This is a genomic window from Lentzea miocenica (assembly GCF_033949945.1).
GTDB classification, from domain to species: domain Bacteria; phylum Actinomycetota; class Actinomycetes; order Mycobacteriales; family Pseudonocardiaceae; genus Lentzea; species Lentzea miocenica.
The window spans coordinates 129,934-156,401 of record NZ_JAXAVW010000024.1 but is presented as its reverse complement, the minus strand read 5'-3'; the positions used below and the strand labels follow the sequence as shown (position 1 = coordinate 156,401).

Genomic DNA, 26,468 nt, shown 5'->3' with positions numbered 1-26,468 from the left:
AGACACCGGGGGCCTTTTGTTGCGTTACAACGACTTACAGGAACTGGCCACCACGGGTGACAGCACCGTAGGCGTCCACGATGCCGTGACCGTAGAAGCCGTTGAACTTCGAGTCACCTTCACAGGTGGCGTCGAACTCCGGCGAGCGGCCCACGTTGACGTACGAAACAGTGCGCGGGTTCGGGCACGCGCGCTGGATCGCGGTCTTGTAGAGGACCTTCTCGACCTTGTCCGGGTCGAGGGTCAGGCCGGGACGACCCTTGTCCTTCTTGCCGTACTGGCTGACGATCAGCGCGGCGACACCAGCGGCGTGCGGGGCGGCCATCGAGGTGCCCTGCAGGAACTGGTAGTAGCCGACCTTGTCGCCCTGCACGGCCTTCTTCACGCCCGCGGCCAGGCCGGCGGGGGTGATGTTGCCGGCCTCGTCGATCGCGCCCTCGGCGAGAGCGACGTTGCGCGGGTAGGTCGACAGGATCAGGTTCTCGTTGGTGCGGTACCACGGCGTGCCGAGGCCGTCGCGGAAGTAGCCACCGGGAGCCGAGATCGCGGTCTGCTCGAGGCCGTAGTTCGAGTAGTCGGCCTTGGCGGTCGACGGGCCCAGCGAGGAGACCGAGATGACGTGGTTGCCCTCGGTCGGCAGGTTGAGGCAGGTGGCGTTGTCGATCGGACGCGGCCGGTTGTGGCCGGGCGGGTAGTTCGGGCTGACGGTGTCAGTCCGCGGCTTGCCCAGGTCCTCGTGGTTGTTGCCACCGGCACCGATCAGCGTGACGCCCTTGCGGTGCGCGTAGTTCAGCGCGCGCTGCACGGACGCGATGATCGTGCGCTGCTCCAGCTGCTCCTCGGCCGACGCCGTGGAGTCGTTGATGCAGTTCATGTACCAGGGGTCGACGTAGAACGACATGTTGATCACGTCGAGGCCGATGTCGGCGCCGTAGGTCAGCGCGTCCACGACCGGCTGCAGGAAGAACGAGCCGGCGTCCTGGCCACCGCGGATGTTCACCAGCGACACGTTCGGCGCGACACCGGAGATGCCGAAACCGTTGGCAGCGGCGCCGATGGTGCCGGCGACGTGCGTGCCGTGGCCGCCGTCGTCCCAGTTGGCCGGGTCGACGCAACCGCGGAACTCACACGGGCCGTCGAACACGCCACCGTCGGAGTCGTTCGGAATGTCGACGGTGAAGTTGCGCGAAAGCTCGTTGTTGAAGTTCGGCGCGATGTCCGGGTGCGAACCGTCCACGCCGGTGTCGAGAACGCCGACGTACACGCGCTTGTCGCCGGCCTGCTTGGCCCGCGCGATGTTGGAGCGAACGAGGTTCAGGCCCCAGAGGTCACCGTCGAGCGGGTCCATGCCCGCCGTCGACTTCGACTCCGCGGGCGCCTTGTTCGCCTGTGCTGCCTTGTTCTCCTTCTCGACGTTCTCCCGCTTGGCCTTCTCCGCCTGCGCCACGGGAGCGTGACCGATCGGCTTGGTGCGTGCGGCACCGACGATCTGGTCCGAAGCGGAAACCTTCTCCACGAACCCGTTCGCGGGCGCCTTGACGGTCAGCACACCGATTGCCTGGTTGTCCCGCACGACCTCGCCGCCCGCCGCGTGCACGGCGTCGATCGCGAAGTCGCGGTTTCCGGGGTCCTCGATCAGGACGGTGTACTCGGTGTCCTGCTGGCCCGCGGCCGAGGCCGGTGCGGCCCCCGCCGCCGAAGTACCCGCGGCGATCAGCGACACCGTTGCCGCCACCGCCATCACGGTTCTGCGCGTTCTCACCTAGCTGTCTCCTCACACCCGGTCAGGGCTGGATCCAACAACACGGCGCGGCCCCCGATTGCCGCCCAAGTCAGACACACTGACACGAAATTTCGCTGCGCATCAGCGCCTTTCGTACGGAATCGAACTGTAGCCGAGCGGAAGCGGAGCGTAATGGGTGGGAAGAAATCTTGACTTAACAACATTCAAGCGATGAACTTCGCGATTATGCGAAGACGGGTAATGGCAACGTCGGCGTGCCTGCTCTTTCTCCTCTCGGCCTGCGGTGATGCAGGTCAGGGCTCTCCGACGCTGCCCACGCGTGGACCCAAACCAATCGTCGGGGTAATCCTTCCCGACCGAACGACTTCCACGCGCTGGGAAGAGCAAGATCGCCCCCTGCTCACGCAGGCGTTCAACTACGCGGACATCGAACCGTTCATGGAGAACGCGGAGGGCGACGAGGCGAAGTTCGCGCAGATCGCCGACGAGATGATCCGGCGCAAGGTGAAGGTCCTGATGATCACGCCGTTGTCGGCGGCCGGTGGTCTCGCGGTGCAGAAGAAGGCGAAAGCCGCGAACATCCCGGTCATCGACTACGACCGCGTGACACTCGGCGGTCAGGCGGAGTACCACGTCGGTTTCGACAGCGTGAACGTCGGCCAGCTCCAGGCGGACGGGCTGATCGCGTGCCTCGGCGACAAGCCGGGTGCGCAGATCATCGAGATCGAGGGCGCGCCGACGGACCACAACGCCACGTTGTTCACCCAGGGTCAGAAGTCACGGCTCTCGTCGAAGTACGACAGCGGCGCGCTCAAGCTCGTGAAGTCCCAGGCGGTCGCCGACTGGAACAACGACCTCGGCGGGCAGCTGTTCGAGCAGATCCTGAACGAGAACGCGGGCAAGGTCGACGGCGTGGTCGCGGCCAACGACGGCCTGGCCGGCGCGGTCATCGGGGTGCTCAAGAAGAAGAACCTCGCGGGCAAGGTCCCGGTCACCGGACAGGACGCCACTGTGGACGGTCTGCGGGCCGTGCTGCGCGGCGACCAGTGCGTCACCGTCTACAAGCCGGTGCGCGACGAGGCCGAGGCCGCGGCCCGGCTGGCCATCGCGATCGCCCGCGGCGACCTGGAGGGTGCCGATGACCTCGCCACCGGCAACCTGCGGGATCCCGTCGCGCGGCGCGACATCAAGTCGGTGCTGCTCGGCGCGACGCTGATCAAGAAGGAAAGCGTGCGCACGCTGGTGACCGAGGGCATCGTCAAGCCGGCGGAACTGTGCTCGGGAGACCTCGCCGCGGCCTGTGCGCAGCAGGACATCCTCGGAGGGTGATGAGCCGCCGTCACGGCCTGTCTTGATCGGGCAGGTCGTGACGTCCCGAGATGAACTCCTGCACGGCGATCTTGGCGCGGATGATGGGCTGCCGCAGCCGCGCCTCCCTGCGGTATGCCCGCGTGAGCTTGCGCGAGCCCTCCTTGTAGCGCCAGCGCGCCCACGGCGAACCAGGCCGGGCCAGCCGCACGGCGCCCACCGCGGGCACCACCGGCACGAGCAGGCCGAGCAGACCCGTCCAGATCTTTCCCTTGAGCAGCGCCACGATCGCGAAGCACAGGTTGACGCCGATGGCGATCACCCTGAGCGTGAACGTGTCGGTCGGCGTCGTCTCCGGGTTGAGCTGCAGCACCTCGTCGTAGCCGAGCGGGCGCGCGCCGAGCAGGAACGTCCCGGTGAGGCCGATCGCGAGGAACACGGCGTCGACGGACAGCCGGCCTGCCTTCATCCAGTACACGTCCCGCAGGTGCAGGATCAGCGCGAACTCGTCCAGCACCAGCGCCGCGCCCACCCCGAGGCCCGCGGCGGCGGCCAGCCTGGCGCCGTGCAGGTCGTCCGGGATGACGAGGCTCGTGACGCTGGACAACAGCAGCAGCACCGTGCCGAACACGACGTGATGCACGTGCGTGTCGCCGTGCACGATGTTGCGCGGCCACCAGCGCACCTTCGCCCTGATCAACCGCACGCTGATGCGGATGAACACGAACGTGGTCACCAAGCCTACGAAGAAGAAGAGCAGTCGTTCGCTGCCGGTCAAGCACGGCCCCCTGGGTCAACGACCCACCAGGTTACCGGCCCCGGTTGTCGTTGACCTGTCCGTGCACCTTGCCGATCTGGATCACAGTGCCGGAGGAGGTGCCGGTGAAGGTGTTCGTGATGACGTCGCCGGTCCGCCGGTGGTCCTCCTGCCCGGCCTTCGCCAGGTGCTTCTCGGCGAGCGAATGCAGGCCACCAGCGACTTCTGGCGCGATCGCGGCCGTGATCGACAACGTGGGCTGCTCCGGCACGAAGACCTCCGCGGGGGTCGTTTGGAATCTCACGGTAGCAGCGAGATCGAGTGCTCGACTGGGGGCGGGAGGTCATGGTTCACTGTCCAAGGTCGTACGTTTCGTGTTCGTGGATTACCCCGCTCGCGGAACGAGGTCGCGAGTGAGTGTTTTCTCCAGGTTCCGGAGAAGGTGCCGCTGGTGACTTGACCCGGTGGTCGCGAGCGCGATCCGGCACCTGTTAGAGGAGAAGTAGCAAGATGGCAGTACAGGGCACCGTCAAGTGGTTCAACGCGGAGAAGGGCTTCGGCTTCATCTCCCCCGACAACGGTGGCGCCGACGTGTTCGTCCACTACTCGGAGATCCAGGCGAACGGCTACAAGTCGCTCGAGGAGAACCAGCGGGTCGAGTTCGAGATCGGTCAGGGCCAGAAGGGCCCGCAGGCCCAGGGCGTTCGCGCCGTCTGAGTCTGACTGATCAGCGCATCTGATCTGACAAGCCGCCTGTCCACTATTGGACAAGCGGCTTTGTCGTATCTTGTGCCCGCTCGAACGCGATCAGTAACTTCGGGGCATGGGGAGACTGTTCGTAGCAGCGGTGTTGCTCTTCGTGGCCGGATGTTCGGGCGGTGGGTCCGCGGTGCCGGGCGGGAGCAAGATCGACGCCCTGCTCGCCAAAGCGCCCGTTTACACAGGTCAGGTGACACCTGGCTCGGCGGTGGACCGCATCAAGAAGCGCGGCAGGCTGCTCATCGGCGGCTCCCAGGACGCGCCACTGCTCTCGCAGCTCGACCCGGTCACCGGCGAGCTCACCGGCTTCGACGCCTACCTGGGCAAACTGCTGGCGCACTACCTCGTGGGCAAGGCCGACACCGAGGTGCTCAGCGCTACTTCGGAGACCCGCGAACCGTTGCTGGCCAACGGAACCGTCGACGTGATCATCCAGACCTACACGATCACCCCGCAACGGGCGGAGCGCGTCTCGTTCGCCGGCCCGTACTACGAGTCCGGCCAGGCCATCGCCGTGCGCAAGGGCACGTCGGGCATCGCGAAACCCGCTGACCTGGCGGGAAAGACGGTGATCGTCGGCGCGAACACCCCCGGGGTGAAGGCGGTGCGCGATGCCGCCCCCACCGCGAAGATCGTCGAGTTCGGCTCGGACCCCGAGTGCCTGACCGCGTTGAAACAGGGCCGCGGCGAGGCTTACGTGCAGGACCAGGCGATCCTGGTCGCCGACGCGTCGAAGGACAGCGAGCTCCAGCTGGTCGGTGAGCCGTTCACCGAGGACCCGTACGGCATCGGCATCAAGCACGGTGACGCGGAGTTCACGAAGGTCGTCAACGACTGGCTGCGGGAGATCGGCAAGTCGGGGGTGTGGCAGGACGTCTGGAAGCAGACGATCGGCACCGTGGTCACCGGCGACGCGCCGGCGCCACCCGCGATCGCCTCATGAGCCTGGTCCTCGAAGGCTTTCTGAACACCATCGCCCTGACCCTGCTGTCGTTCGCCGGTGCGGTGATCGTCGGTCTGCTGGTCGCGGTGCTGCGGATCGTGCCGGTGCCGTTGCTGCGCGGGGTCGGCACGGTCTACGTCGAGGTGTGGCGGAACATCCCGTTGCTGGCCTGGCTGGTGCTGTTCGTGTTCGGCCTGCCCGAGGTGGGGCTGAAGATGCCGTTGTTCTGGACGGCGTTCACGGCGATCGCACTGTACGAGGCCGCTTTCGTGGCGGAAGCGCTGCGGTCTGGCGTGAATTCGGTGGCTTCGGGGCAGGGCGAGGCCGCACGGGCGTTGGGGCTGTCGTTCCGGCAGTCGTTGCGGCACGTGATCCTTCCTCAGGCCGGACGCCGGGTCGTGCAGCCGTTGGCGAACATCGCGATCGCGTTGACGATGGCGACGGCGCTGGCGGGTGTCGTCGGGGTGGTGGACATGACCCGTGCGGCGCAACGGATCAACCTGGAGCTCGCCCAGCCGTTGCTGGTCTTCACCGGTGCCGGGCTCTGCTACCTGGTGCTGGCGGCCGGGATCGGGTTCGGCGCGCGGGTGCTGGAACGGCGGCTGGCCTGATGTTCGACGCTCCTGGACCGCGTTTCCGGCGCGGGGTGTTCTGGGTCTCGGTGGTGTCCGCGCTGGTGCTCGCCGGGCTGGTCGCGTTGGGGTTGCGGCAGTTCGCGGCGAACGGGCAGCTCGACCCGGTTCGGTGGCAGCCGTATCTGACCTGGCCCGTGTGGCGTTATCTGCTCGGGGGCCTGTGGTCGACGGTGGTGGCGGCGTTCGCGACGGGGGTGCTGGCGATGGCGGGAGGGTTGCTGCTCGCGTTGCGGCCCAACCGGTTCACCCGCGCCTATGCCGAGGTCATGCGCACGGTCCCGGTGCTGCTGCTGGTGTACGTGATGTTGTTCGTGCTGCCGTCGTTCGGTGTGAACCTGCCGCTGTTCTGGAAGCTCGTGGTGCCGCTGGCGTTGTCGCACGCGGCGTCCTACGCGGTGATCTTCCGGGCGGGCGTGGAGTCCGTCGATCGGGGGCAGCGCGAGGCCGGGTTGTCGCTGGGCATGGCGGACGGTGTGGTGACGCGGTTCGTGGTGCTGCCACAGGCCGTACGGCACATGACGCCGTTGCTGGTGACCCAAGCTGTCAGTCTGTTGAAGGACACCTCGCTGGGGTATGTCGTGTCCTACACGGAGTTGTTGTTCAACGGGCGGGTGCTCGCGAACTACAACGGTCTGCTGATCCAGACCTTCATCGTCGTGGCGTTCATCTACCTGGTGGTCAACCTGGCGTTGTCCAGGCTGGCGCACCGCCTGGAGGTTTCCCGTGCCCGCACTGCTCGCCGAGGTCACGCGGAACGGATTCGTGGAGAGCCTGCACCACGGCAGCGTCGTCGGGCTGCTGCCGTCCGGTGAGGCCGGGGTTTCCGTTGGGGCCGTGACGGATCCGGTGCTGCCTCGATCGTGCATGAAGCCGTTCCAGGCGCTGGCGTGCCTGTCCGCCGGGGCGCCGCTCGCGGGGCCCGCGCTGGCGATCGCGGCCGGGTCGCACACGGGGGAGAACCGGCACGTCGAGCTGGTGATGCAGCTGCTCGGCGGGTTGCCGGTGGGGTTGCTGCGCTGCCCGCCGTCCTGGCCGGAGGACGAAGCGACGCGGCAGCGGGTGACGGAGCCGTCTCGGGTGCGGATGAACTGTTCCGGCAAGCACGCGGCGATGCTGGCGGCGTGCGTGGCCGCCCGGTGGCCCACCCAGACCTATCTGGAGCCAACACATCCGTTGCAGCAGCTGGTGTTGCGGACGGTGGAGGACCTGTCCGGCGAGTCCGTCGCGCATACCGCGATCGACGGTTGCGGTGCGCCCGTGTTCGGGTTGACGTTGCACGGCTTGGCGCGTGCGATGCAAGGCCTGGTGCGCACGCCCGTTGCCGATGCCATGCGCAAGTTTCCCGAGTACGTCGGTGGAACCGGGCACGTGAACACCGTGGTGATGCAGCTGCTGCCGGGTGTGGTCGCCAAGGGCGGCGCCGAGGGTGTGCTCGTGCTGGCGACGGCGGCCGGGCACGCGGTGGCGGTGAAGGTGCTCGACGGCAATCCCCGCGCCACGACGGCGATCGGGCTGACGGCGCTGGCGCAGCTCGGCTACGACGTGTCACCCGCCAAGGAACACCTGTCGGTGCCGGTGCTCGGGGGCGGTCAGGTCGTCGGCGAGGTGCGGGTGGTCTTTCAGTAGGGCCCGGTGTACTCGTCGGGGGCGGCGAGCAGTCCGAGCTGGCTCATGACGGTCGCGCTGTCGCCGTACACCCGTTCGCAGACCAGGACGTCCTTCTCGAACAGGAAGAAACCCACCATCCGGACCTTGAAGGACTTGTTCGTCGGTTCCTCACCGAGGAGGCTGCCCAGGTGCGTTCCCGACAGTTCGAACTCGACGACCACCGCGTCATCGGCGTGGTGGACGTCGATGACCTTGTTGCGCTGGTCCGGGAACGTCGCCATGGTGCGTTGCCAGTACGCGCGCACCTCGTCCACGCCGTCGAGCACCTGGCCGGACGCCATGATCTCGTACCGCGGGTGCGGAAACGCGTTCAGAGACGTGTCGAAGTCGAAGTCGTTCTGGCATTCCATGTGCTCCAGGACGATCGCCTCGCGCAGCGCTCTGAGCGCCTTGGACTCGGTCATGCCGGCCGACCCTCCTACGTACGCCGTACGTCGCAGGGAAGCTACTCCACGTCGTATGGTCTCCGCCAGTGTCCTCCTCACGTGAACCGCTGACCCGCGCGCGCATCGTGGATGCGGCCGTGCGGTTGATCGAACGTGAGGGCGTGGAGGCCGTCTCGATGAGGCGCCTGGCCTCCGAACTGGGCGCCGGCACGATGTCGCTGTACAACCACGTGCCGAACAAGGCCGTGCTGGTCGACCTCGCCGCCGAGCGGATCATGGCGGAGGCGCGGCCGCACCACGTCGACAGCGACGACTGGCGCGACCACATCCGGGCCCACGCGCGCGCCGTGCGGGAGCTGGCGCTGCAACACCCGCGGGCGTTCGTGATGCTGGCGACGCGGCGGCTGAGCACCGAGGCGGGGTTCCGGACGATCGAGGCCGCGCTGACGAACTTCGACAAAGCCGGCTTCCGGGGCAAGATCGCCGTCGGGATGATGCGGGCGATGGTGTCCTACCTGCTGGGCACGTTGATGAGGGAGGTCGCGACCTCGCCGGAGCTCGGCGGGATCGCGTTGTCGCCGTACGAGGACATTGACACGTCGGCGTTTCCGTTGTCCGCGGAGGTGATCGACGAACTGGGTACCTACGACCACGATCATGAGTTCGAATTCGGGCTCGAACTCATGATCGCGGCTCTGGAGCGCTACCAGTCGCCGGACTAGCAGGTGATCTTCAGGTCACCCCAGTTCGCGTGGTCGTAGGACTTGCCGTTGCCGCCGTCCAGCACGACCAGGCGCGTGACGGTCGCGCCGGAGACGTTGGCCTCCAACGACTTCGCGGCGTCCGTGCCGCTGACCGGTCCGCTGTCGTAGACCTTCCTGTCGTCGGCCCACACCTCGTAGCTCACGAGGCTCAGCGGGTTCACCTTGTTGTCCTGGATGCCGATGGTCGCGGTCACCTTCGAGCAGCTGCCGCCGGTGTAGTACTCGACGTGCGCGGGGGCGTGCGTGCCGAGGCCCTTCGTGAACACCTTGCCGCGGATGGTGATCGGGCCGCCGTCACCCTGTTTGGCCTCGCCGTTGGTGGTGTCCACCTCGACCGGGCCGTGGCCGTTGGCGCTGCGCAGCCACTTCAGGTCGCTGACGAACAGGTCGCCCTTCGGTGCCGCGCCGGGTACCAGTGCCTCGGTGGAGTACTGCCTGGTCACCGGGTTGTTCTCGTGCGGGCTGTGGAAGGTGAAGCTCGCCTTGACCGGGAACCGGCCTGAGGCCGCGTCTTGAGGGACCGTCACCTGCCAGGTTGTCTTGAACGTCTTCTCGCCCGGCAGGATCGCCTTGAAACTGCTCGACGTCGCCTTCGCGGTCCAGCCCTGGGGGACCTGGAGGGTGGCCTGGACCAGGGCGATCGGCAGGCGGCCGGTGTTGCTCACCGACGTCGTGTAGGTGACGGACCTGCCTGGCTGCACGATCGGCAGCGCGCCGGGGTAGAGGACCTGGCCGTCCGCGGCCGTGGTGATGGCGGGCGGGTAGAGGTACCAGTTCTGGGCCGCGCTGACGCGGAACATGGCGCTTCCGTGCGGCGGGAGTGCCGCGCTGATCGAACCGGCGGTGTGCGTGGTGGTCTTGGCCCACAGGTCGCGGACCTGGTAGCCGCCTGCTTTGGTGAGGCCGAGTTCCGTTGCTGTCACGGACATGTTGGCAGCGCTGTCGTTCTCGTTGAACAGCAGCACCGCCTTGTCGCCGTTGCTCAGCGGCTTGACCAGGACGTGGTTGCCGCCCTGGTTGCGGATGACCTTGCCCTGCACGCCGAGCTTGTCCTGGTTGACGGCGATGACCTCGCGGTTCTCCAGGATCTCGAACGTCTCCGGCGTGACCTTGCGCAGGTCCGCGCCGATCAGCAGCGGTGCGGCCATGATCGACCAGAGGCTGAAGTGGCTGCGGTACTCGAGGTCCGTCATGCCGCCGTTGCCGACCTCCAGCATGTCCGGGTCGTTCCAGTGGCCGGGGCCCGCGAAGTCGGCGAGCTCCATGTTGCGCTTGGCGATCGACACCATGGAGTTCCAGTTGTCGCTGATGTCGCCGGTGGTGCGCCACAGGTGGCCGACGTCCTTCGCCCACTCCCACGGCTTGTTCTGGCCCCACTCGCAGAGGCTGAACACGATCTTGCGGCCGGTGGCGTGGAGGGCGTCGCGCATCTTGGTGTAGCGGAGTTTCGCGTCCACGCCCTGGTTGTTGCAGTTGTCGTACTTGAGGTAGTCGACGCCCCAGCTCGCGAACAGCTTCGCGTCCTGTTCCTCGTGGTTCAGGCCGCCGGGGAAGCCGCCGTCCTTGTTGCAGGTCTTGGTTCCCGCTGAGGTGTAGATGCCGAACTTGAGGCCCTTGCCGTGCACGTAGTCGGCGACGGCCTTGATGCCGTTGGGGAAGCGGACCGGGTGGGGGACGAGGTCGCCCTGTGCGTCGCGTTGCGGGAGGGCCCAGCAGTCGTCGATGTTGACGTACTCGTAGCCGGCGTCCTTCAGGCCCTTGTTCACGAAGATGTCGGCGATGCCCTTGACCATCTCTTCGTTGAAGTCGTTGCGGCAGTGCGTGGTGTTCCAGTTGTTGAAGCCCATCGGCGGCGTGAGGGCGAGGCCGTCGTCTTTGCGCGCGGTTTGGGCTTGGGCAGGCGATATGAGGGTGCCGGCGGCGATGAGGACGGCTACTGCTGCTGTACGCCATCTGCGGTGGTCCACGTGCACGCGCTCCCTTGGCTGTGGAGTGCGGCGGCGTCTCATGTAAACGTTTGTGGAACACGTACGTCAAGGGGGCAAAGCTCGTCGCTTTGCCCCCTTGCGTCCCGATTGGGTGCGTTACGGGCGCATCTCGTACTGACCGGAGAGCGCCACGACCTGCTGCCACACGGCGTCGAAGCGAGCCTGGTCGACGTTGGGCTTGCGGATCTGCGAGAGCGCCCACTGCTGCTGGGCCTCGGTGCTGCTCGGCTTGCCGTGCAGGGCGGTCGCGTAGCCGGCGAAGTCGCGGACCAGGACGTCGAAGATCTGGTCGAGCACGCTCTCGTCGGTCTTGGTGATCTTGGCCTGCTCCAGCACCAGCTGGCCGTAGACGACCAGGGTGAAGAGGTGGCCGAGGTTCAGCAGGAAGTCGAGGTCCTTCTGCTGGTTCTCGTCGGGAGCGGCGGTGGCGAGCAGGGTCTTGATGGCGTTCGCCTGTTCGTGGAACAGCGCCACGTTGGGCAGGTGGGCGTGCTCGGTGTAGATCGGCTCCCAGTCGTGGAACTGGATCTTGCCGAGGCCGCGCGCCGGGCCCTGGTGCCAGAAGAAGTCGTCGTCCGTCGCGTCGTGGCGGGTCGGGACCTCGTCGTAGGCCTTGGGGTTGAACAGGTAGTTCGGCATGAACTTCAGCACCAGGGCCAGGTTCACGTGCACGGTGCCTTCGAGCTTGGGCAGCGCGCGGATGTCGGCGGTGGCGCGGGTGAAGTAGGTGTCCTTCTCGAACCCCTTGGCGGCGATGACGTCCCAGAGCAGGTCGATGACGTTCTCGCCCTCGCTCGTGACCTTCATCTTGGTGATGGGGTTGAAGAGGAGGTAGCGGCGGTCGTTCTCGTTGGCGCTGCGGAAGTAGTCGACGCTGCGGTCCGCGAAGAGCTTCATCGCGGTGAGGCGCGCGTAGGCGTCGACGAAGTTCTGGCGCACGTGCGGGAAGTCGGTGACCGGGTTGCCGTAGAGGATCCGGTTGTGGGCGTGGGTGATCGCCTCGTAGAAGGAGTGCTCGCAGATGCCGATGCTGGCCGTGCAGAGGTTGAACTTGCCGACGTTGACGGTGTTCAGCGCGGCGGAGAAGGCGTCGGGGCCGCGGTGCAGGACGTCCTTCTCGGTCAGCGGGTAGTCGTCGAGGCGGAACTCGCTGACGAACATCTGGCTGTCGACGACGTTCTTGACCAGCTTGAAGTTCTCGTGCTGGCTGTCGACGGCGAAGAAGACGTACTCGTCGGAGTCGGCGAGCTTGCCGAACACGCTGACCATGCCGGCGACGTTGCCGTTGCCGATGTAGTACTTGCTGCCGTTCGCCCGGTAGCCGTCGTCGGTCTTCGTGAGGATCATGTCGGTGCTGTAGACGTCGGCGCCGTGCTCCTTCTCGGAGAGGCCGAACGCGAAGACCGCGCCGCTGTCGAGCAGTGCCGCCGCCTTCTGCTTGGCCTCCTCGTTGCCGCTCATCCAGATGGGGCCGAGGCCGAGCACCGTGACCTGCCAGGCGTACCAGTACTGCAGGCCGTAGAAGCCGAGCACCTCGCTGAACGCGGCGTTGCGGGCGGCGTCCCAGCGCTTGGTGCCGTCGACGCTCGCCGGCGTGCAGAAGGTGGCGAAGAGCTTCTCCTGCTTCACGAAGTCCAGGAACTCGGTGTACCAGACCTTGTCCTGCGCGTCGGCGATCAGCTGCCGCTTGCCGCGGGCCTCGAACCAGTCGACGGTCGCCCTGAGCAGGCGGCGGGTCTCGTCGTCGAGGTGGGCGGGGTCGTAGTGGTTCGGGTCGAGCAGCACTGGCGCCTCCTTCGTCTCCGTTCGGACGCTACCAGTGAGTAACTTGTCGGTCTACGTGGGGATTCTCCGGCGGCCGGAAATTGTCAGACCCCCGGCGTAACGTGCTCCGCATCACATTCGGCGCTTGGGAGGCTGTGTTGCGATGACGGTGGTCGTGGCGATCGGGACGCGCAAGGGGCTGTGGCTCGCCCGCAGCGAGGATCGGGTGAACTGGCAGGTCGACGGACCGCACCACGCGATGCAGGAGGTGTACGCGGTCGCCTTCGACACCCGCTCCGGCGTGCGTTTGCTGGCCGGCGTGGCGTCACCGCACTTCGGCCCCGGAGTGTCCATCTCGGACGACCTCGGGGCCACCTGGGAGGAGTCCTCCTCGCCGCCGATCGCGTTCCCGGTCGACGGCGCCGCGCTGGAACGCGTGTGGCAACTCCAACCGGCCCCCGCGTCCCAGCCGGGAGTCGTGTGGGCGGGCACCCAGCCGTCCGCGCTGTTCAAGTCCTCCGACGGCGGCCGCTCGTTCGAGTTCGTCGAGGGCCTCTGGAACCACCCGCACCGCCCGGAGTGGGAAGCGGGCTTCGGCGGCCAGGCGGTCCACACGATCGTGCCCGACCCGGTGGACCCCGACCGCCTGCTCGTCGCGATGTCGACCGGCGGCGTCTACCGCACAGCCGACGGCGGCAAGTCCTGGGAGGCCCGCAACAAGGGCATCAAGGCCTACTTCTTCCCGGACCCGTGGCCGGAATTCGGCCAATGCGTGCACAAGGTCGCCCAGCACCCGGCCTCGCCCTCCCGCTTCTACGCCCAGAACCACCACGGCGTGTACCGCAGCGACGACGGCGGCGACTCCTGGCAGTCCATCGCGGAAGGCCTGCCCACGGACTTCGGCTTCGCGATGGTCGTGCACCCCGGCGACCCGGACACGATCTTCACGTTCCCGATCGAGGCCGACGGCCGCCGCTTCCCACCGGAAGGCAAGTGCCGCGTCTACCGCTCGCGCGACGCCGGCCAGTCGTGGGAAGCCCTCGGCACCGGCCTGCCCGACGACTTCTGGACCGCCGTGATGCGCGACGCGATGTGCACCGACGACGCCCCCGTCCCCGGCGTCTACTTCGGCTCCCGCTCGGGCGAGGTCTACGCGAGCCCGGACGAGGGCGACACCTGGCACCAGGTGGCCGCCCACCTGCCGGACGTGATGTCGGTGCGAGCGGCGGTGCTCCCCACGTGAAGGTGACGGTCCTGCTCCCCGGAGCCTTGCGCACCGCGCCGGCGGAGGTGCCGGCATGAAGGTGACGGTCCTGATCCCTGGCGTCCTCCGCGCCGCGACCGACGGCGCGTCCCACGTGGACGTCGACGTCCCCGAGCCCGCCACCCTCGGCGGTGCTCTGGACGTGCTCGCCGACACCTACCCCGGGCTCGACCGCCGGCTGCGCGACGAACGCGCCACCTTGCGCCGCTACGTGAACTTCTACGTCAACGGCGAGGAGTGCCGCCGGCTGTCGGGGCCGGCCACCCCGCTCCCGGCCGGCGCCGAGATCCAGATCCTGCCGTCGGTGGCGGGCGGCTGACTTGAGCCGAGCCGGGTTGCGCTGGGTCGTGCCGGGGCGGGCTGAGCCGGGTCGTGTCGGGCTGGGTCGTGCCGGGTCGGGCTGGGTCGTGCCGGGTCGGGCTGGGTCGTGCCGGGTCGGGCTGGGTCGTGCCGGGTCGGGCTGGGCCGGGTCGGGCTGGGCCGGGTCGGGCTGGGCCAGGGCGGGGCGGGCTGAGCCGCGCCGGGTCCGGCTGGGTCGTGCCGGGCTGAGTCGTGCCGGGTCGGGCTGGGCTGAGCCGGGTCGTGCCGGGTGGCCGGCGGCTGACGGTTGAGCCGGGTTGCGCCGTACCGGGGATGGCGGCGCAACCCGGCAGTCGTCAGCCCTGGAAGTCGGCGGTGCTTCTTCGGTTCGCCGGCCCGCGCGCTTCCTCGTTATGCGAGGGATTGGTAACGCTGTTTCAGGACGCCTCGATCGGGTGAAACTCCCGGCTAGACGAGCAGCAGCGACTTGCCGAGCGTAGCCCGTTCTTCGAGCGACCGGTGCGCCTTTTCGGCCTCCGCCAGCGGATACGTCGCGCTGATCACCGGGCGGATGCGGCCGGCGGCGGTGAGGGTGAGCGCCTCCGTGAGGACTTCGCGCACGGTCGCCGGGGCGGGGGCTCCTGCCGCCAGCACGTTGTCCACGTGCACCCCGGCTGCGGCTGCCACGTCGGGGTCGATGTCGGCGAAACCGTCCGAGCTGCCGTAGGTGATGAAGGTGCCGCCGGTGGCGACGGTCTCGAACACGGCCTTGCCGAGTGGTCCTCCCGCGCCGTCGAAGGCCACGGCGACGCCGCCCGTCGCGTCGCGGACCCGGTCCTGCCAGCCGTCGAGTGAGTAGTCGACGGTCAGTTCCGCGCCCAGTTCGCGGGCCAGTGCCAGCTTGCGTTCGCCGCGGGCCGCGGCGACTACTCGGGCGCCGGCGTCGCGCATCAGTTGCACCAGCAGTGAACCTGCGCCGCCCGCGGCTGCCGCCACCAGGACCCAGTCGCCTTCGGCGATCTTCGTGCGACGGGAGAGGAGTACCGCGGTGGCGCCGTCGTGCAGCATGGCCGTTGCCTCGATCGAGCTCAGGCCTTCCGGGACCTCGACGATCTCGTCGGCCGCGAAGACGACCTGCTCGGCGTAGCCGGACTGGCCGCGGCCGACGACGTGGCGGCCCAGCCAGGCCGGGTCCACGCCTTCGCCTACTGACAGCACGTGTCCGGCGCCGCCTCCGCCTGGGACGTAGGGCGGGTGGCGCGGGAAGAACTCGCCTCCCCAGCCGCGGCGCAGCAGCGTGTCCAGCAGGATCACGTCTGCGACCGTCAGGCCGACCACCACCTGTCCAGGGCCTGCCACCGGTTCGGGCACCTCGTCCAGGCGAAGTGCCTCGGGCCCACCGAACTCGTGCACACGGACAGCACGCACCACAACCACATCCCCACCTCGATCAACTTGGTCACACTCACCGTAGAAGCTCAAGTAAGGTGGAGATCAAGGCCGGGATTTCGCGCAATGGCCCTAAAAAGTGGCGAAGTCGTCTAGAAGCGCGGACGCCACCTCCACGTCCGGGCTTAGCTGGCGGTCGGACATCTCCGGGTTCAGCTTCGACTCGGCGGTCTCGAAGGCTGCGCGCAGGGCCGGCGTTTCCGGGGTGACGCCGCGCAGGCGCAGGGCGCGGACGGCGGCGACCACCTCGCAGGCCAGCACCAGGCGGAACGCGCTGAGCGACCGCAGGGCCTGGGAGGCGGACTGGAAGGCGAAGCTCGAGTTCTCCTCCTGGCCGCGCGACACCACGGCGTTGCCGATGCTCGCGGGTTCGGCGAGCGTGCGGACCTCGGCCAGCGCGGAGTTGGCGCTGTACTCGAGGATCATCACGCCCGAGCTGCCGGGCACGCCCTCGGCCAGGAACGGGCGCAGGCCGGTGAAGTTCGGCTCCACCAGCGTGGTGAGGCGCGCCGTCGACAGGTGGCCGGTGTGCAGCATCGACAACCGCAGGCGGTCGAGGGCCTGGCCCAGGTACGCGCTGTGGAAGGCGCCGTGGTGGTAGGCGGCGTCGTCGTCCGGGCCGAACTGGTCGGCGACGATCAGCGGGTTCTCGGCGGCCGCGTTGAACTCGACGTCGAGGACTCGGCCGAGGTCGGTGGCGGCGTCCACGGCCGGGCCGTGGATCTGCGGGAAGCAGCGGTAGCCGAACGGGTCCTGGATGCGGGCCGGCGGGCGGGACGGCTCGGCCAGCAGGCGGCGCATCTCGGCGGCGACCGCTACCTGGCCGGGGTGGGGGCGGCCGAGGTGGACGCGTTCGTCGTAGGCCTCGACCGCGCCGTCGACGGCCAGGAACGACAGCGCCGCGACGACGTGGGTGGCCTTGAGCAGCTGGTGCGCGTCCTGCCAGGCGAGGCCCGCCATGCCGATGGTGAGGGCGTTGCTGCTGATCAACGCCAGCGCGTCGCCAGAGTCGAGCTCGATCGGGTCCGGGGTCTGCGTCGAGCCGAGCCAGTAGCGCTCGCCGAGCAGCGTCAGGCCGGTCTCGGCCAGCGCGGTGAGGTCACCCGTGCCGATCGCGCCGTACTCGTGCACGCCGGGGTAGCAGCTGCTGTTCAGGGCGGCGAGCAGGGCGTCGGCCACGGCCGGGCGCACCCCCGCGCCGCCCGCGAGGAGCTGGTTGAGGCGCACCACCATCATGGCGCGCACCTGTTCCTCGGGGAGCATGCCGCCGAGACCGCCCGCGTGGCTGCGCAGCAGACGCAGACCGTGCTCGGCCCAGCCTTCAGTGCTGATGATCTGGTCGCGGTTCGCGCCGACGCCCGTCGTGCGGCCGTACACCTGTCGTCGCACCACGAGACGTTGGCTGGCGCGCCACGACGCGTCGAGGCGTGCGAGGCCGTCCGCGTGCAGAGCCACTGGGGAGTGGTATCTCGCCACGCGCACCACGTCGTCGGCGCCGAGGGACTGACCGTCCAGCACGACAGGGGAGTCTTCGACCATGGCACCAATGTGAGCACATAGGGTTCAAAGGTGCTCGTACTGCATGGCCTGTGCACGACCGACGGCGTCCTCGCGCTGTGGGCCGAGGACTCCGTGCTGCCCGCACGCAGTGAGAGCGCTCGACGGGACGCACCGCACCCGTTCGCGGCGACGGCCGAGTCGCTGGCCGCCGCGCTCGGTCAGGAAGCACCCAAGACGATCACCAGGGCGTTGCTGCTGCCGTCCTTCTCATCAGGGCCGATGGCCTCGCCGGAACTGGTGCGCGACCCGTTGGCAACGGGACGGGCGCAACGCGGCAAGGTGCAGCTGCGGCAGTGGGGCGTGCCCACGATCCGGTTCACCGCCAGGCCGGAACCCGCCGCGGAGGTGCGGCTGAGTGACTCCGCGCGGTTCGTGTTCGACGTGGCAGGGTTCGCCGCCGACCTCGTCGACCGCGGTCGTGTGCTGCCGTCGGTCGCGGCTGACCAGGCCGTCGCGCGGTGGGTGCCGGTGCTGTCGGGCACGGACTCGGCGCGGTTCGCGGCGTTGCAGGCCGCGATGCCGCCCGCCTGCCGGTGCGAGGAGATCGTCAGCGACCCGGCCGAACTGGTCCGCGCGGCGCTCACGACCGCGGTCGACGAGCAGGTCCGGGACCGGCTCGACGGCACGGGGCTCGCGCCGAAGCGACGTGGCCGGGAGACGACCGCGGAGGCGTGGCTCGCCGCGCTCACCGGCGAGCCGGCGTTCGACGCGGACCCGGTGGAGCTCTACGAGCTGCGCGAACAGCTCGACCGGTGGCGGCAGAGCGCGGGCAACGAGAGCCCGGTGCGCACGTGCTTCCGGTTGCGCTCGCCCGAGCAGCGCGACGAGGACGAGTGGGCGATCGAGTTCCTGCTGCAGGCCGTCGACGAGCCGAGCGTGCTGGTGCCCGCCGCGCAGGTGTGGTTCGCCGACGACGGTGTGCTGCGGCGCTGGATCCCGGCACCGCAGGAGCACCTGCTGGCCGACCTGGGGCGGGCGAGCAGGCTGCACCCCGACCTCGACGAGGCGCTGCGCGGGTCGCACCCGGCCGAGATGGAGGTCGACGCGGAGGGCGCGTACCGGTTCCTGACCGCGGCACCGGTGCTGGCGCAGGCCGGCTTCGGCGTGCTGCTGCCGTCGTGGTGGCAGCAGACGACGAAACTGGGTCTGAAACTCAGCACGAAGAGCCGCGGCACGGCCGGAACCGTCGCCAAGGAGAGCGAGATCGGCTTGAAGTCCATTGTGGACTACAAGTGGGAGCTCGCCCTCGGCGAGGACGCGCTCACCGACGCCGAGCTCGCCGAGTTGGCCAGGGCGAAGGTGCCGCTGGTGAAGGTGCGCGGCCAGTGGGTGCAGGTCGACCAGAAGCGGCTCGCCGCCGGGCTCGCGTTTCTCAAGCGCGGCGGCGGTCAGATGACCGCGGCCGAGGTCATGCTCCACAGTGGATTCACCGAGGAGGACGAAAGCCTGCCGCTCCCGCTGATCTCGGTCGAGGCCGACGGCTGGCTCGGTGACCTGTTGTCCGGCAAGGCCGACGAGCAGATCGAACCCGTCGAGCCACCGGCGAACTTCCTCGCGCGGCTGCGTCCGTACCAGCAGCGCGGCCTGGCGTGGCTCGCTTTCCTCGACAAGATCGGCCTGGGGGCGTGCCTCGCGGACGACATGGGGCTCGGCAAGACCGTTCAGCTGCTGGCACTCGAAGCGCTGAACCGCTCGCACGGCAAGCGCCCGCCGACGTTGCTGATCTGCCCGATGTCGGTGGTCGGAAACTGGCAACGCGAGGCCGCCCGCTTCACCCCGGAACTGTCGGTGCACGTGCATCACGGCGCGGACCGCCTGGACGGCGACGCGCTGCGCGAGGCAGTCGAGAGCCACGATCTGGTGCTCACGACCTACGCCCTGGCCGCCCGCGACGCCGACGCGCTTGGCGACCTCACCTGGGACCGGGTGGTGCTCGACGAGGCGCAGAACATCAAGAACAGCGCGACCCGCCAGTCCCAGGCAGTACGTCAGCTCAAGGCACGTCACCGCGTCGCGCTGACCGGCACGCCGGTCGAGAACCGGCTGGCCGAGCTGTGGTCGATCATGGACTTCGCCAACCCCGGCGTGCTCGGCACGGTCAACACGTTCCGCGCCCGCTTCGCCGTCCCGGTCGAGCGCCACAACGACCAGGACGCCGCCGCCCGCCTGCGCAAGATCACGAACCCGTTCGTGCTGCGCCGGGTGAAGACCGACCCGCGCATCATCAGCGACCTGCCGGACAAGGTCGAGATGCGCCAGCTGTGCAACCTCACCACCGAGCAGGCCTCGCTCTACCAGGCGGTCGTCAACGACATGCTGGAGAAGATCGAGGAGGCGGAAGGCATCGGGCGCAAGGGTTTGGTGCTCGCGACGATGTCGAAGCTCAAGCAGGTCTGCAACCATCCCGCGCACTTCCTCGGCGACGGTTCCAGGATCGCCGGCCGGTCCGGCAAGCTCGCGCGCCTGGAGGAGGTGCTGGAGGAAGTGCTCGCCGAGGGCGACAAGGCGTTGTGCTTCACGCAGTTCACCGCGTTCGGCAGCATGCTCGTGCCGTATCTGGCAGCGCGCTTCGACACCGAGGTGATGTTCCTGCACGGCGGCACGAACAAGGCCGCCCGTGACCGCATGGTCGAACGCTTCCAGGACAGCTCGGGGCCGTCGCTCTTCCTGTTGTCCCTGAAGGCAGGCGGCACCGGCCTCAACCTCACCGCAGCCAACCACGTGATCCACCTGGACCGCTGGTGGAACCCCGCGGTGGAGGACCAGGCGACCGACCGCGCGTTCCGCATCGGCCAGCGCCGCAACGTGCAGGTGCGCAAGTTCGTCTGCATCGGCACCCTCGAAGAACGCATCGACGCCATGATCGAGGAGAAGCGCGCGCTGGCCCAGCTGGTGGTGGGAGCGGGCGAGAACTGGCTCACCGAGCTGTCCACCTCCCAGCTGCGCGACCTGCTGACGCTGTCCGGGGAGGCCATCGGTGAGTGAGCACTGGTCCGGCGAACGCCCGCGCTACGGCAAGACCATCAAGGTGGACAACGGCATCAAGGCCACGAGCAAGCGCGGTGACATCGGCGTCACCTGGTGGTCGCGCCGCTTCATCGAGGTGCTCGAGTCGTTCGGCATGGGCGGCCGGCTGACCCGCGGCCGCAACTACGCGCGGCAGGGCCAGGTGTTGTCGCTTTCCCTGTCCACCAGCATGGTCATCGCGCTGGTGCAGGGTTCGCGCCCGACCCCGTACAAGACACGCATCGCGATCAAGTCGTTCACCACCCAGGAATGGCAGCGCATCGAGCAGGCCCTGGCCGGAAAAGCCCTGTACGCGGCCAAGTTGCTGGCCGGAGAGATGCCTCCGGACATCGAGACGCTGTTCGCGTCGCTGGGACTTCAGCTCTTTCCCGCCACGCAGCGCGAACTGACGATGGACTGCACCTGCCCGGACTGGGAAGTCCCGTGCAAGCACCTCGCCGCCACCTGCTACCTGCTGGCCGAGTCGTTCGACAACGACCCGTTCGAGATCCTCGCCTGGCGCGGCCGCGGCCGTGAGGACCTCCTCGAACGCCTCCGCACGCTGCGCGGCACCACCCGCTCGGCAGCGGCCCGCGAGGAGGCGCCGCCGCTGACGAAGTGCCTGGACACGTTCTGGCAGCGGCAAACCACGTCGAACCTCAACCTCGGCGACCCCACCGCGGTGGTGCGCGCCGACGCGGTGCTCGACCAGCTGGACGCCGTGCCGATCACCGTGCGCTCGGCGAACCTCGTCGACCTGCTGCGGCCGGCCTACCTGTCGCTGAAACCCGCTGCGGACTAGAACAGCTCGCTGATCGTCTTCCAGGTGAACGCGCCGGTCCAGTCGTCCTCTTCGTGCAGCCAGGCGGTGAAGGCCGCGTGGACCTTGTCCGCGGACACCGTGATCGTCCGGAAGTGTTCGAGGGGCGAGCCCGCCCGGTGTTCCAGCTGGTACAGGCCGTCCGGACGTTGCCACACCTGGATGTAGGTGTTGTCGTCGTGGTACTCGGACAGGACCACGGAACTTTCGCGCGCCAGGGTGAGGACGGCCGCCTCGACCTGACCGGCGTCCGGGTTGGTGGTGCGGCGGATCCGGGTGCCTTCCAGGACGGTGTGGCGGTGCTCAGTCATGCCCCATGGTGACACCGGGTCCCGACTGGATCGCCGGGTGGGTGATCACTGCGGCAGCCGCATGACCTTCTCCAACGCCTCGACGAGGTGGCTCATGTCCTGCCGCAGCGTGTCGTAGCGGACCTGCACGGCGTTGCGGGAAGCGAGCTTGCGCAAGGCGTCCGGCAGCTGGATCGCCCTCGGCATCTCCGTGCCTTCGAGGAGCAGGGGAATCACCCTGATGCCCCGCCGCAACGCGGTCTCGATCTCGATCCGCACCTGGTCGTCGTCCTCGTGCAGACGCTGCCCGTGGGCGGACAGCCAGCTGTTGCCGATCACCGCGAGCAGCACCTCGCACTTGCGCAGCGCCGCCGAGAGCTCGTCGACGAAGTCGACTCCGGGTTCGATCGAGTCGACGTCGATGAAGACGTTGTCGTCGCCGAAGTGGTCTTTGAGCCGGTCGGCGATGCTGCGGACGGCGAAACCCGAGTCCGCTCGCCGATAGCTGATGAACACGCCGCTCGGTTCGGGTTCCGGCTCGGGTTCCGGCGGTGCGACGGGACCCTCGCTCTGCAGCAACGAGGGCAACGGCGTCCCGCTGTCGAGGACAAGTTGGTCGTGGTCCTCGACGCCGAGCTGCGAGACGACCGCAACCCAGTCCATTTCGGACACTTGTGACTCCCAGAACGCCATCGTCCTGCGCCAGTCGGTGATCCCGTACGCCGCCAGGTTGACCCTGTCGCAGATCACCGCCGCCAGGGTGAGGAGGTTCAGCTCGTACACCGCGTGTCGTCTGGGCATGGACAAGCGCACCGGTTCGTACGACAGCGCGACCCGGTAGCTGTCGGCCGTGACGAAGATCCCCCGCAGCAGTTCGCCGAGCTGATCGCGGTGCCCGCTGGCATTGGCCATCTCCCTCAGAAATCCGATGACGGGTCGCGATCGGGCCAGCGGCGAGAAGGAGAGCAGCGCGCGGAGTTCTGAATCATCGACGTGCATTCTGCGCCGCGCGCGAGCTTCGAGCTCTCTCTGCAGGGTTTCGAGGGTGTTCCAGACGAGGCGTGCCAGGAGGTACTCGGCGAACGACGTGAAGAGGAACTCGAAGGTGGACGATCGCATGTCCCGCGTGACGCGGGATTCCTGCACGAAGAAGAAGCTGCCGAGCGTTGTCTCGCCGGGCGTGAGCGCGTTGGCGTTGGGCGGCGATTCATAGCCCAGCAGTGTGGACAGGTCGTGGTCCAACTCGTCCCGGGTGATCCATTGCCGGCCGCGGTTGAACATCGCGAACGCCGTGACCCCGAGCTTGTCGAGCTCGTACTCGCTGTCCGGCCCGCGGGACATCCCGGACAACAGCTGCTCGTACAGCTGACCTCTGCTGCCGGTCTCCGCGATCGAGCGGCCTGCCAGGTGGTGCAGCATCAGGAGCAGCAGCAGCAGCGGTTGCTCGGCCATGTCCGAGTACCTCAGCAGGTCGTCCAGCGGCAGCGCGACGTGGCCGGGGTTGGCCGCGTTCCACGTGTGCACCCACTGGCTGATCTGCCCGGTGGTGAACGGGAGCAGCCGGACCACCACACAGCCCTGGGGGATGTGCAGGTTCGCCGCGGTGGTCAACCGGCTCGTGACCAGCACGCACACCGGCCGCCCCAGGTCCTGCTCGTGTTGCTGGAACCGGGTGATCCGGTGCAGGTAGTCGGTTTGCCTGACGCCGCTCGCGGCGACCATGTCGTCGAACCCGTCCAGCAACAGGACCGGCAGGGCGCGCCCCCTTCCTCTGCTGACCTCGGCCCACGTCAACTGCTCGCCCAGGGCGATCTGCAATCCCTGCTCGATCTGGTCCTGGACGTCGGCGGACGCGGACGCGTCCCGCAACGGCACCCGGACTGTGAAGAACTCGTCTGCGGGAAGGCGGGCCGCGACCACCATCGTGAGCAGCGACTTGCCGGAACCCGGCTCACCGAGCACCAGCAACGGCCGCTCAGTGCCCGCCGACGACGTGAGCCAGCCCGCCAGCAACCCGTCGAGGTCCGAGCGCTGAGGGACGTCCTGCCACCACGACGGCTCGGCCGGAGCCGACCACGGATCCATGGTGGTGACCTGGAATTCCGGCACGACATAGGTTTCCTCGAGTGTCGGCACCTGTACGCCGGCGGGGACGGCGTCGCCGTGGATCACCGGCAGGGTCAGCGCGGAAGCGTTGAGCCGGTGGAGTCCGGACGCCCTGGCGTCGGCCGGCTCGCCGTCGCCGAACAGCCCGGTGAGCCGAGCCAATGCGTGGTCCGCGGGCGTCGGCGTGCCCCGCAACCGTTCCAGCTCGGGGAAGGCCCCGGTCAGTTGTTTCAGCAACGTGGCGTGCCTGGCCACGGCTGCGGTCACGGACGAGAGGGGTGCGCCCGTGCCACGGCTCAGGTCTTCGTACAGCGAGGTCAGGAGCTGACGGTTCTCCTCGAAGGACATGGTGGTCGACAGCCGTGGCAGCGGCGCGGTCGCGATGCGGTCGACCACGCTGTCGTCGTTGAGCGCCTCGGCGAACGCCAGCACGACCACCACGGTTTGTGCGGCCTCGCGGCACCGGGTTCGATCGCTCCTGCCCAGCTGCCCCGCCCGTTCCCCGACGAGCGCGAGCAGCGCGCGGCCGTCGGAGTTCGCTGGTGCGCGGAGAAAGTTGATCAGTGACGTGACAGCGTCGGCGTAGCTCAGCGAACTCGGCACCAGAGCACGTTAGCTGGCTGCGGCCGAAACGGGACCGCACACAGCGCCCGGCAGCGCGGTGCGGAGGCCGTGGACCCGTTGGTTGCGGTGCGGTCCGGGCGCGGTGGCGGCGCGCGGAGGGCAGGGCGGGCTCGGGTCTGCGGCCTGATGGACGGGTGGGTGGTGCGGGCGTTGGGGGTCGCCCGCACCTGGTGCGGGGGTCAGCGGGGGAGTTTGGCCCTGGAGCGGTTGGCGAGGAGGGTCACGCCGGCGCCGGCGAGGCCTACCTGGAGCGCCAGTTCGATCCAGTCGATGCCCGGGGTGTTGGCGACGCCCAGGACGGTGGCCGCCGCGGTGCCCAGCAGGGCGGCGACGATGCCCACCAGGATGGTGGCGAGCCACGAGACGTGTTGCCTGCCTGGGATCACCAGGCGGCCCAGACCGCCGATGATGGCTCCGAAGAGCAGCGCGGTGAACAAGCCGCCGATTTCCACTGTGTACCCCCTGAGACGCTGGTGCTTGCTACTCCAGGGTCCGCCGGGCGGGCGATCGGCGAATCAGGTTTTGCCCTGAGTGGCCCCTGACTTTCCCCCTAGCAGGACGGCCGCCGCCGCGGAGAGTTCGCGGCCAGGAACATCCGGATCGCAGCCGACTCTGGGCAGACGGGCCCGGATGGCGGTGGCGGAGCGTTCCATGGTCTCGGCGATGGTCCTGATCAGTGCGGGGGCCTCGGTGGTGGCCGGGGCGAGCCAGGCGGTGCGCAGGTCGGTGTCGAGGGATTCGGTCCAGGGCTGGTTGGCGTTGCGGTGCCGGGACGGACGGGTGCGCAGGCGCGTGTGGGCGCCCAGCACCCGCGAGAGGAGTTTGCCGATCGTGGCGCCGCCCTCGACCGGTAGCCGAAGGCGGCCGTCCGCGATCACCTCGCCCGAGTCGAGCGACCCCAGCAGGTCCAGCACCAGGGACTCGTCCGAGTCCGTCGTCGCGCTCAGCCGGTAGTTGACCTCGCCGAGCTTGATCTCGTTGTGGAAGGTGGATGTCATGGGGTCGACGTTAGGGAGGGGGTCTGACTCTTTTTTCGCGTTGGGGGTCTTCAGATGCGGTTGTGAAGGAGGAGTTCACTCGAAGGGGTGGGGTCCGCGGGGGAGAGGTTCGTCGCGAGCGTCGCGAACACCACCGTGCGGCCGTCCGCGCTGATGGTCGGCGCCACCGAGAAGTTGTTGCCCTGCCTGCCGAATCGCTCGCTCAACCGCGTGACGGCGCCCGTGGACATGTCCTTCAAGAACACGTCGTCGACGTTGTTGGTGTCGCGACGCACGAGGTTCGACGCCAGCGACGAGTACACGACGAAACGGCCGTTCGCGCTCACCGACGGTTGGTACGGCTGTGCGTCCGACACCGTCCCATCAGGACGCGTGTTCACGCGCGTGATCGCCTTGGTGCGCAAGTCCTTCATGAAGATGTCCGGCGTGTCCTCGGTGTCACCGGGCACCAACGTGTCGCCCCACGCCACGAACAACACGCGCGAGCCGTCAGGCGTGATAGCGGGCATCAGCGTGTATGACGAAGTCTGCGCACCAGTGGCAGACACGTTGACCCGTTCCACCACACCGGAAACGACGTCCTTCGCGAACATGTCCACGCTGCCGTTCGTGTCGTCCGGCACCAGGTTCGTCGCGGCGGAAGGAAACACGACGAGCCGCCCGTCGGCGCTCATCGCGAGGCCGTGGTGCACCAGCTTGTCGCCCTGCACCCCGGCGGCCGACGTGCTGATCCGCGTCACGGAACCCGTCGACCGATCCGCCAGGAACACGTCCGCCACGCCGTTGGTGTCACCCTCCACCAACGTCGAGGCCTCGGACCGGAACGCCACATAACGGCCGTCAGCACTGATCGCCGGACTACCGAACGCAGGCCCGTTGCCGCCACTCGCGCGTGAGACGCGTCCGGTGCGCATGTCGGTCACGAACACGTCGTCAACGCCGTTGGTGTCACCGGCCACGAGATTCGTAGCGGACGACACGAATGCCACGAAGCGCCCGTCCGCGCTCAAAGCAGGCGGGTCGAACGAAGGCCCGTCGCCACCGTGCGACGCAGAACGCACAACGCCCGTGCGCAGATCCTTCACGAAGACGTCGGAGACGCCATTCCGATCGGAGTGCACGAGGTTCGACGCGAGAGAGGGAAACGCGACATAGCGCCCGTCAGCGCTGATCACCGGAGTCGTGGAGTCACCGTTGCCCCGTGTCAGAGGTCTGAGCAGGGAGAACGACGCGGACGCGGTCGACGACAGGCCCACCACCAGCACAGCGGCAACGGCGAGAGACTTCCCGAACATGGACGTGCACCACCCTAGGTCGCGGGGCGGCGTCGTCAGC

24 protein-coding genes are annotated in these 26,468 nt (G+C 68.4%); 11 read left to right on the top strand and 13 right to left on the bottom strand.

Features of this window, described 5'->3' with window-relative positions:
* Positions 1-34 precede the first annotated feature (34 nt).
* Positions 35-1,741, bottom strand: coding sequence for a S8 family serine peptidase (locus SK803_RS28245; RefSeq protein WP_319969153.1), 1,707 nt, complete (start codon positions 1,739-1,741; stop codon positions 35-37).
* 228 nt (positions 1,742-1,969) lie between these two features.
* Here SK803_RS28245 and SK803_RS28240 point away from each other — a divergent pair, with 228 nt between their 5' ends.
* Complete coding sequence (locus SK803_RS28240) at positions 1,970-3,073, top strand: sugar ABC transporter substrate-binding protein (protein WP_406601592.1); 1,104 nt, start codon at positions 1,970-1,972, stop codon at positions 3,071-3,073.
* A gap of 10 nt (positions 3,074-3,083) precedes the next feature.
* Here SK803_RS28240 and SK803_RS28235 read toward each other — a convergent pair whose 3' ends face one another.
* Positions 3,084-3,788: a hypothetical protein gene (locus SK803_RS28235; protein WP_319969147.1), complete on the bottom strand. Its 705-nt coding sequence runs from the start codon at positions 3,786-3,788 to the stop codon at positions 3,084-3,086.
* A 73-nt stretch (positions 3,789-3,861) separates the two neighbouring features.
* Positions 3,862-4,113 (bottom strand): hypothetical protein, encoded by a 252-nt coding sequence (locus SK803_RS28230; protein ID WP_319969146.1) that lies wholly within the window; start codon positions 4,111-4,113, stop codon positions 3,862-3,864.
* A 206-nt stretch (positions 4,114-4,319) separates the two neighbouring features.
* Here SK803_RS28230 and SK803_RS28225 point away from each other — a divergent pair, with 206 nt between their 5' ends.
* The 5 genes from SK803_RS28225 (at position 4,320) to SK803_RS28205 (ending at position 7,772) form a co-directional block, all read left to right on the top strand.
* Positions 4,320-4,526 (top strand): cold-shock protein, encoded by a 207-nt coding sequence (locus SK803_RS28225; protein WP_045310925.1) that lies wholly within the window; start codon positions 4,320-4,322, stop codon positions 4,524-4,526.
* Positions 4,527-4,632: 106 nt separating this feature from the next.
* Positions 4,633-5,511, top strand: coding sequence for a glutamate ABC transporter substrate-binding protein (locus tag SK803_RS28220; protein ID WP_319969145.1), 879 nt, complete (start codon positions 4,633-4,635; stop codon positions 5,509-5,511).
* Complete coding sequence (locus SK803_RS28215) at positions 5,508-6,122, top strand: amino acid ABC transporter permease (RefSeq protein WP_319969144.1); 615 nt, start codon at positions 5,508-5,510, stop codon at positions 6,120-6,122. The genes SK803_RS28220 and SK803_RS28215 overlap by 4 nt, the downstream gene beginning before the upstream one ends.
* Positions 6,122-6,958, top strand: coding sequence for an amino acid ABC transporter permease (locus tag SK803_RS28210; RefSeq protein ID WP_319969143.1), 837 nt, complete (start codon positions 6,122-6,124; stop codon positions 6,956-6,958). Before SK803_RS28215 ends, SK803_RS28210 begins: the two co-directional genes overlap by 1 nt.
* Positions 6,870-7,772: an asparaginase gene (locus SK803_RS28205; protein ID WP_319969142.1), complete on the top strand. Its 903-nt coding sequence runs from the start codon at positions 6,870-6,872 to the stop codon at positions 7,770-7,772. Before SK803_RS28210 ends, SK803_RS28205 begins: the two co-directional genes overlap by 89 nt.
* Here the strand turns inward: SK803_RS28205 and SK803_RS28200 are convergent.
* A complete protein-coding gene (locus SK803_RS28200; protein WP_319969141.1) occupies positions 7,766-8,218 on the bottom strand; it encodes an ester cyclase in 453 nt (150 codons plus the stop codon). The two genes, SK803_RS28205 and SK803_RS28200, sit on opposite strands and share 7 nt — an antisense overlap.
* Positions 8,219-8,286: 68 nt before the next feature.
* On the opposite strand from SK803_RS28200, the gene SK803_RS28195 reads away from it, so the two are divergent.
* Complete coding sequence (locus SK803_RS28195) at positions 8,287-8,922, top strand: TetR/AcrR family transcriptional regulator C-terminal domain-containing protein (protein ID WP_319969140.1); 636 nt, start codon at positions 8,287-8,289, stop codon at positions 8,920-8,922.
* Here the strand turns inward: SK803_RS28195 and SK803_RS28190 are convergent.
* Both SK803_RS28190 and SK803_RS28185 read right to left on the bottom strand, forming a co-directional pair.
* A complete protein-coding gene (locus SK803_RS28190; protein WP_319969139.1) occupies positions 8,919-10,931 on the bottom strand; it encodes an NPCBM/NEW2 domain-containing protein in 2,013 nt (670 codons plus the stop codon). The genes SK803_RS28195 and SK803_RS28190 overlap by 4 nt on opposite strands.
* A 117-nt stretch (positions 10,932-11,048) precedes the next feature.
* Positions 11,049-12,737, bottom strand: coding sequence for an acyl-CoA dehydrogenase (locus tag SK803_RS28185; RefSeq protein ID WP_319969138.1), 1,689 nt, complete (start codon positions 12,735-12,737; stop codon positions 11,049-11,051).
* A 142-nt stretch (positions 12,738-12,879) separates the two neighbouring features.
* Between SK803_RS28185 and SK803_RS28180 the strand changes: the two genes are divergently transcribed.
* Both SK803_RS28180 and SK803_RS28175 read left to right on the top strand, forming a co-directional pair.
* Positions 12,880-13,959: a WD40/YVTN/BNR-like repeat-containing protein gene (locus SK803_RS28180; RefSeq protein WP_319969137.1), complete on the top strand. Its 1,080-nt coding sequence runs from the start codon at positions 12,880-12,882 to the stop codon at positions 13,957-13,959.
* A 55-nt stretch (positions 13,960-14,014) separates the two neighbouring features.
* Entirely contained in the window at positions 14,015-14,299 is a 285-nt protein-coding gene (locus SK803_RS28175; protein ID WP_319969136.1) for a MoaD/ThiS family protein, read from the top strand.
* 449 nt (positions 14,300-14,748) lie between these two features.
* On the opposite strand, the gene SK803_RS28170 is transcribed toward SK803_RS28175, so the two are convergent.
* Together SK803_RS28170 and SK803_RS28165 are read right to left on the bottom strand one after the other, a co-directional pair.
* Positions 14,749-15,708 carry a zinc-binding dehydrogenase gene (locus SK803_RS28170; protein ID WP_319969135.1) on the bottom strand — a complete coding sequence of 320 codons (960 nt, stop codon included), beginning with the start codon at positions 15,706-15,708 and terminating at the stop codon, positions 14,749-14,751.
* Positions 15,709-15,801: 93 nt separating this feature from the next.
* Positions 15,802-17,268 carry an aromatic amino acid ammonia-lyase gene (locus SK803_RS28165; protein ID WP_319969134.1) on the bottom strand — a complete coding sequence of 489 codons (1,467 nt, stop codon included), beginning with the start codon at positions 17,266-17,268 and terminating at the stop codon, positions 15,802-15,804.
* A 30-nt stretch (positions 17,269-17,298) separates the two neighbouring features.
* On the opposite strand from SK803_RS28165, the gene SK803_RS28160 reads away from it, so the two are divergent.
* Together SK803_RS28160 and SK803_RS28155 are read left to right on the top strand one after the other, a co-directional pair.
* Positions 17,299-20,274 (top strand): DEAD/DEAH box helicase, encoded by a 2,976-nt coding sequence (locus tag SK803_RS28160; protein ID WP_319969133.1) that lies wholly within the window; start codon positions 17,299-17,301, stop codon positions 20,272-20,274.
* Positions 20,267-21,097 (top strand): SWIM zinc finger family protein, encoded by an 831-nt coding sequence (locus SK803_RS28155; protein WP_319969132.1) that lies wholly within the window; start codon positions 20,267-20,269, stop codon positions 21,095-21,097. The genes SK803_RS28160 and SK803_RS28155 overlap by 8 nt, the downstream gene beginning before the upstream one ends.
* Here SK803_RS28155 and SK803_RS28150 read toward each other — a convergent pair.
* The 5 genes from SK803_RS28150 to SK803_RS28130 all read right to left on the bottom strand — a co-directional run bounded on the left by SK803_RS28150 (position 21,094) and on the right by SK803_RS28130 (position 26,428).
* On the bottom strand, positions 21,094-21,426 hold the full coding sequence (locus SK803_RS28150) for a hypothetical protein (RefSeq protein ID WP_319969131.1): 333 nt from the start codon (positions 21,424-21,426) through the stop codon (positions 21,094-21,096). The two genes, SK803_RS28155 and SK803_RS28150, sit on opposite strands and share 4 nt — an antisense overlap.
* A gap of 45 nt (positions 21,427-21,471) precedes the next feature.
* Positions 21,472-24,114: an NACHT domain-containing protein gene (locus tag SK803_RS28145; RefSeq protein ID WP_319969130.1), complete on the bottom strand. Its 2,643-nt coding sequence runs from the start codon at positions 24,112-24,114 to the stop codon at positions 21,472-21,474.
* Between the two features lie 200 nt (positions 24,115-24,314).
* Complete coding sequence (locus SK803_RS28140) at positions 24,315-24,587, bottom strand: GlsB/YeaQ/YmgE family stress response membrane protein (RefSeq protein WP_319969129.1); 273 nt, start codon at positions 24,585-24,587, stop codon at positions 24,315-24,317.
* Between the two features lie 63 nt (positions 24,588-24,650).
* Complete coding sequence (locus tag SK803_RS28135; RefSeq protein ID WP_319969128.1) at positions 24,651-25,133, bottom strand: hypothetical protein; 483 nt, start codon at positions 25,131-25,133, stop codon at positions 24,651-24,653.
* Positions 25,134-25,183: 50 nt separating this feature from the next.
* A complete protein-coding gene (locus SK803_RS28130; RefSeq protein WP_319969127.1) occupies positions 25,184-26,428 on the bottom strand; it encodes a TolB family protein in 1,245 nt (414 codons plus the stop codon).
* Positions 26,429-26,468: the final 40 nt, after the last annotated feature.

Excerpts from the sequence above, each read along its gene's own strand:
- SK803_RS28200 (WP_319969141.1), bottom strand. The coding sequence starts at position 8,218 with ATGACCGAGTCCAAGGCGCTCAGAGCGCTGCGCGAGGCGATCGTCCTG.
- SK803_RS28175 (WP_319969136.1), top strand. The coding sequence starts at position 14,015 with ATGAAGGTGACGGTCCTGATCCCTGGCGTCCTCCGCGCCGCGACCGAC.
- SK803_RS28150 (WP_319969131.1), bottom strand. The coding sequence starts at position 21,426 with ATGACTGAGCACCGCCACACCGTCCTGGAAGGCACCCGGATCCGCCGC.
- SK803_RS28210 (WP_319969143.1), top strand. The coding sequence starts at position 6,122 with ATGTTCGACGCTCCTGGACCGCGTTTCCGGCGCGGGGTGTTCTGGGTC.
- SK803_RS28180 (WP_319969137.1), top strand. The coding sequence starts at position 12,880 with ATGACGGTGGTCGTGGCGATCGGGACGCGCAAGGGGCTGTGGCTCGCC.
- SK803_RS28220 (WP_319969145.1), top strand. The coding sequence starts at position 4,633 with ATGGGGAGACTGTTCGTAGCAGCGGTGTTGCTCTTCGTGGCCGGATGT.
- SK803_RS28135 (WP_319969128.1), bottom strand. The coding sequence starts at position 25,133 with ATGACATCCACCTTCCACAACGAGATCAAGCTCGGCGAGGTCAACTAC.
- SK803_RS28215 (WP_319969144.1), top strand. The coding sequence starts at position 5,508 with ATGAGCCTGGTCCTCGAAGGCTTTCTGAACACCATCGCCCTGACCCTG.
- SK803_RS28225 (WP_045310925.1), top strand. The coding sequence starts at position 4,320 with ATGGCAGTACAGGGCACCGTCAAGTGGTTCAACGCGGAGAAGGGCTTC.
- SK803_RS28165 (WP_319969134.1), bottom strand. The coding sequence starts at position 17,268 with ATGGTCGAAGACTCCCCTGTCGTGCTGGACGGTCAGTCCCTCGGCGCC.
- SK803_RS28240 (WP_406601592.1), top strand. The coding sequence starts at position 1,970 with ATGCGAAGACGGGTAATGGCAACGTCGGCGTGCCTGCTCTTTCTCCTC.
- SK803_RS28130 (WP_319969127.1), bottom strand. The coding sequence starts at position 26,428 with ATGTTCGGGAAGTCTCTCGCCGTTGCCGCTGTGCTGGTGGTGGGCCTG.
- SK803_RS28245 (WP_319969153.1), bottom strand. The coding sequence starts at position 1,741 with ATGGCGGTGGCGGCAACGGTGTCGCTGATCGCCGCGGGTACTTCGGCG.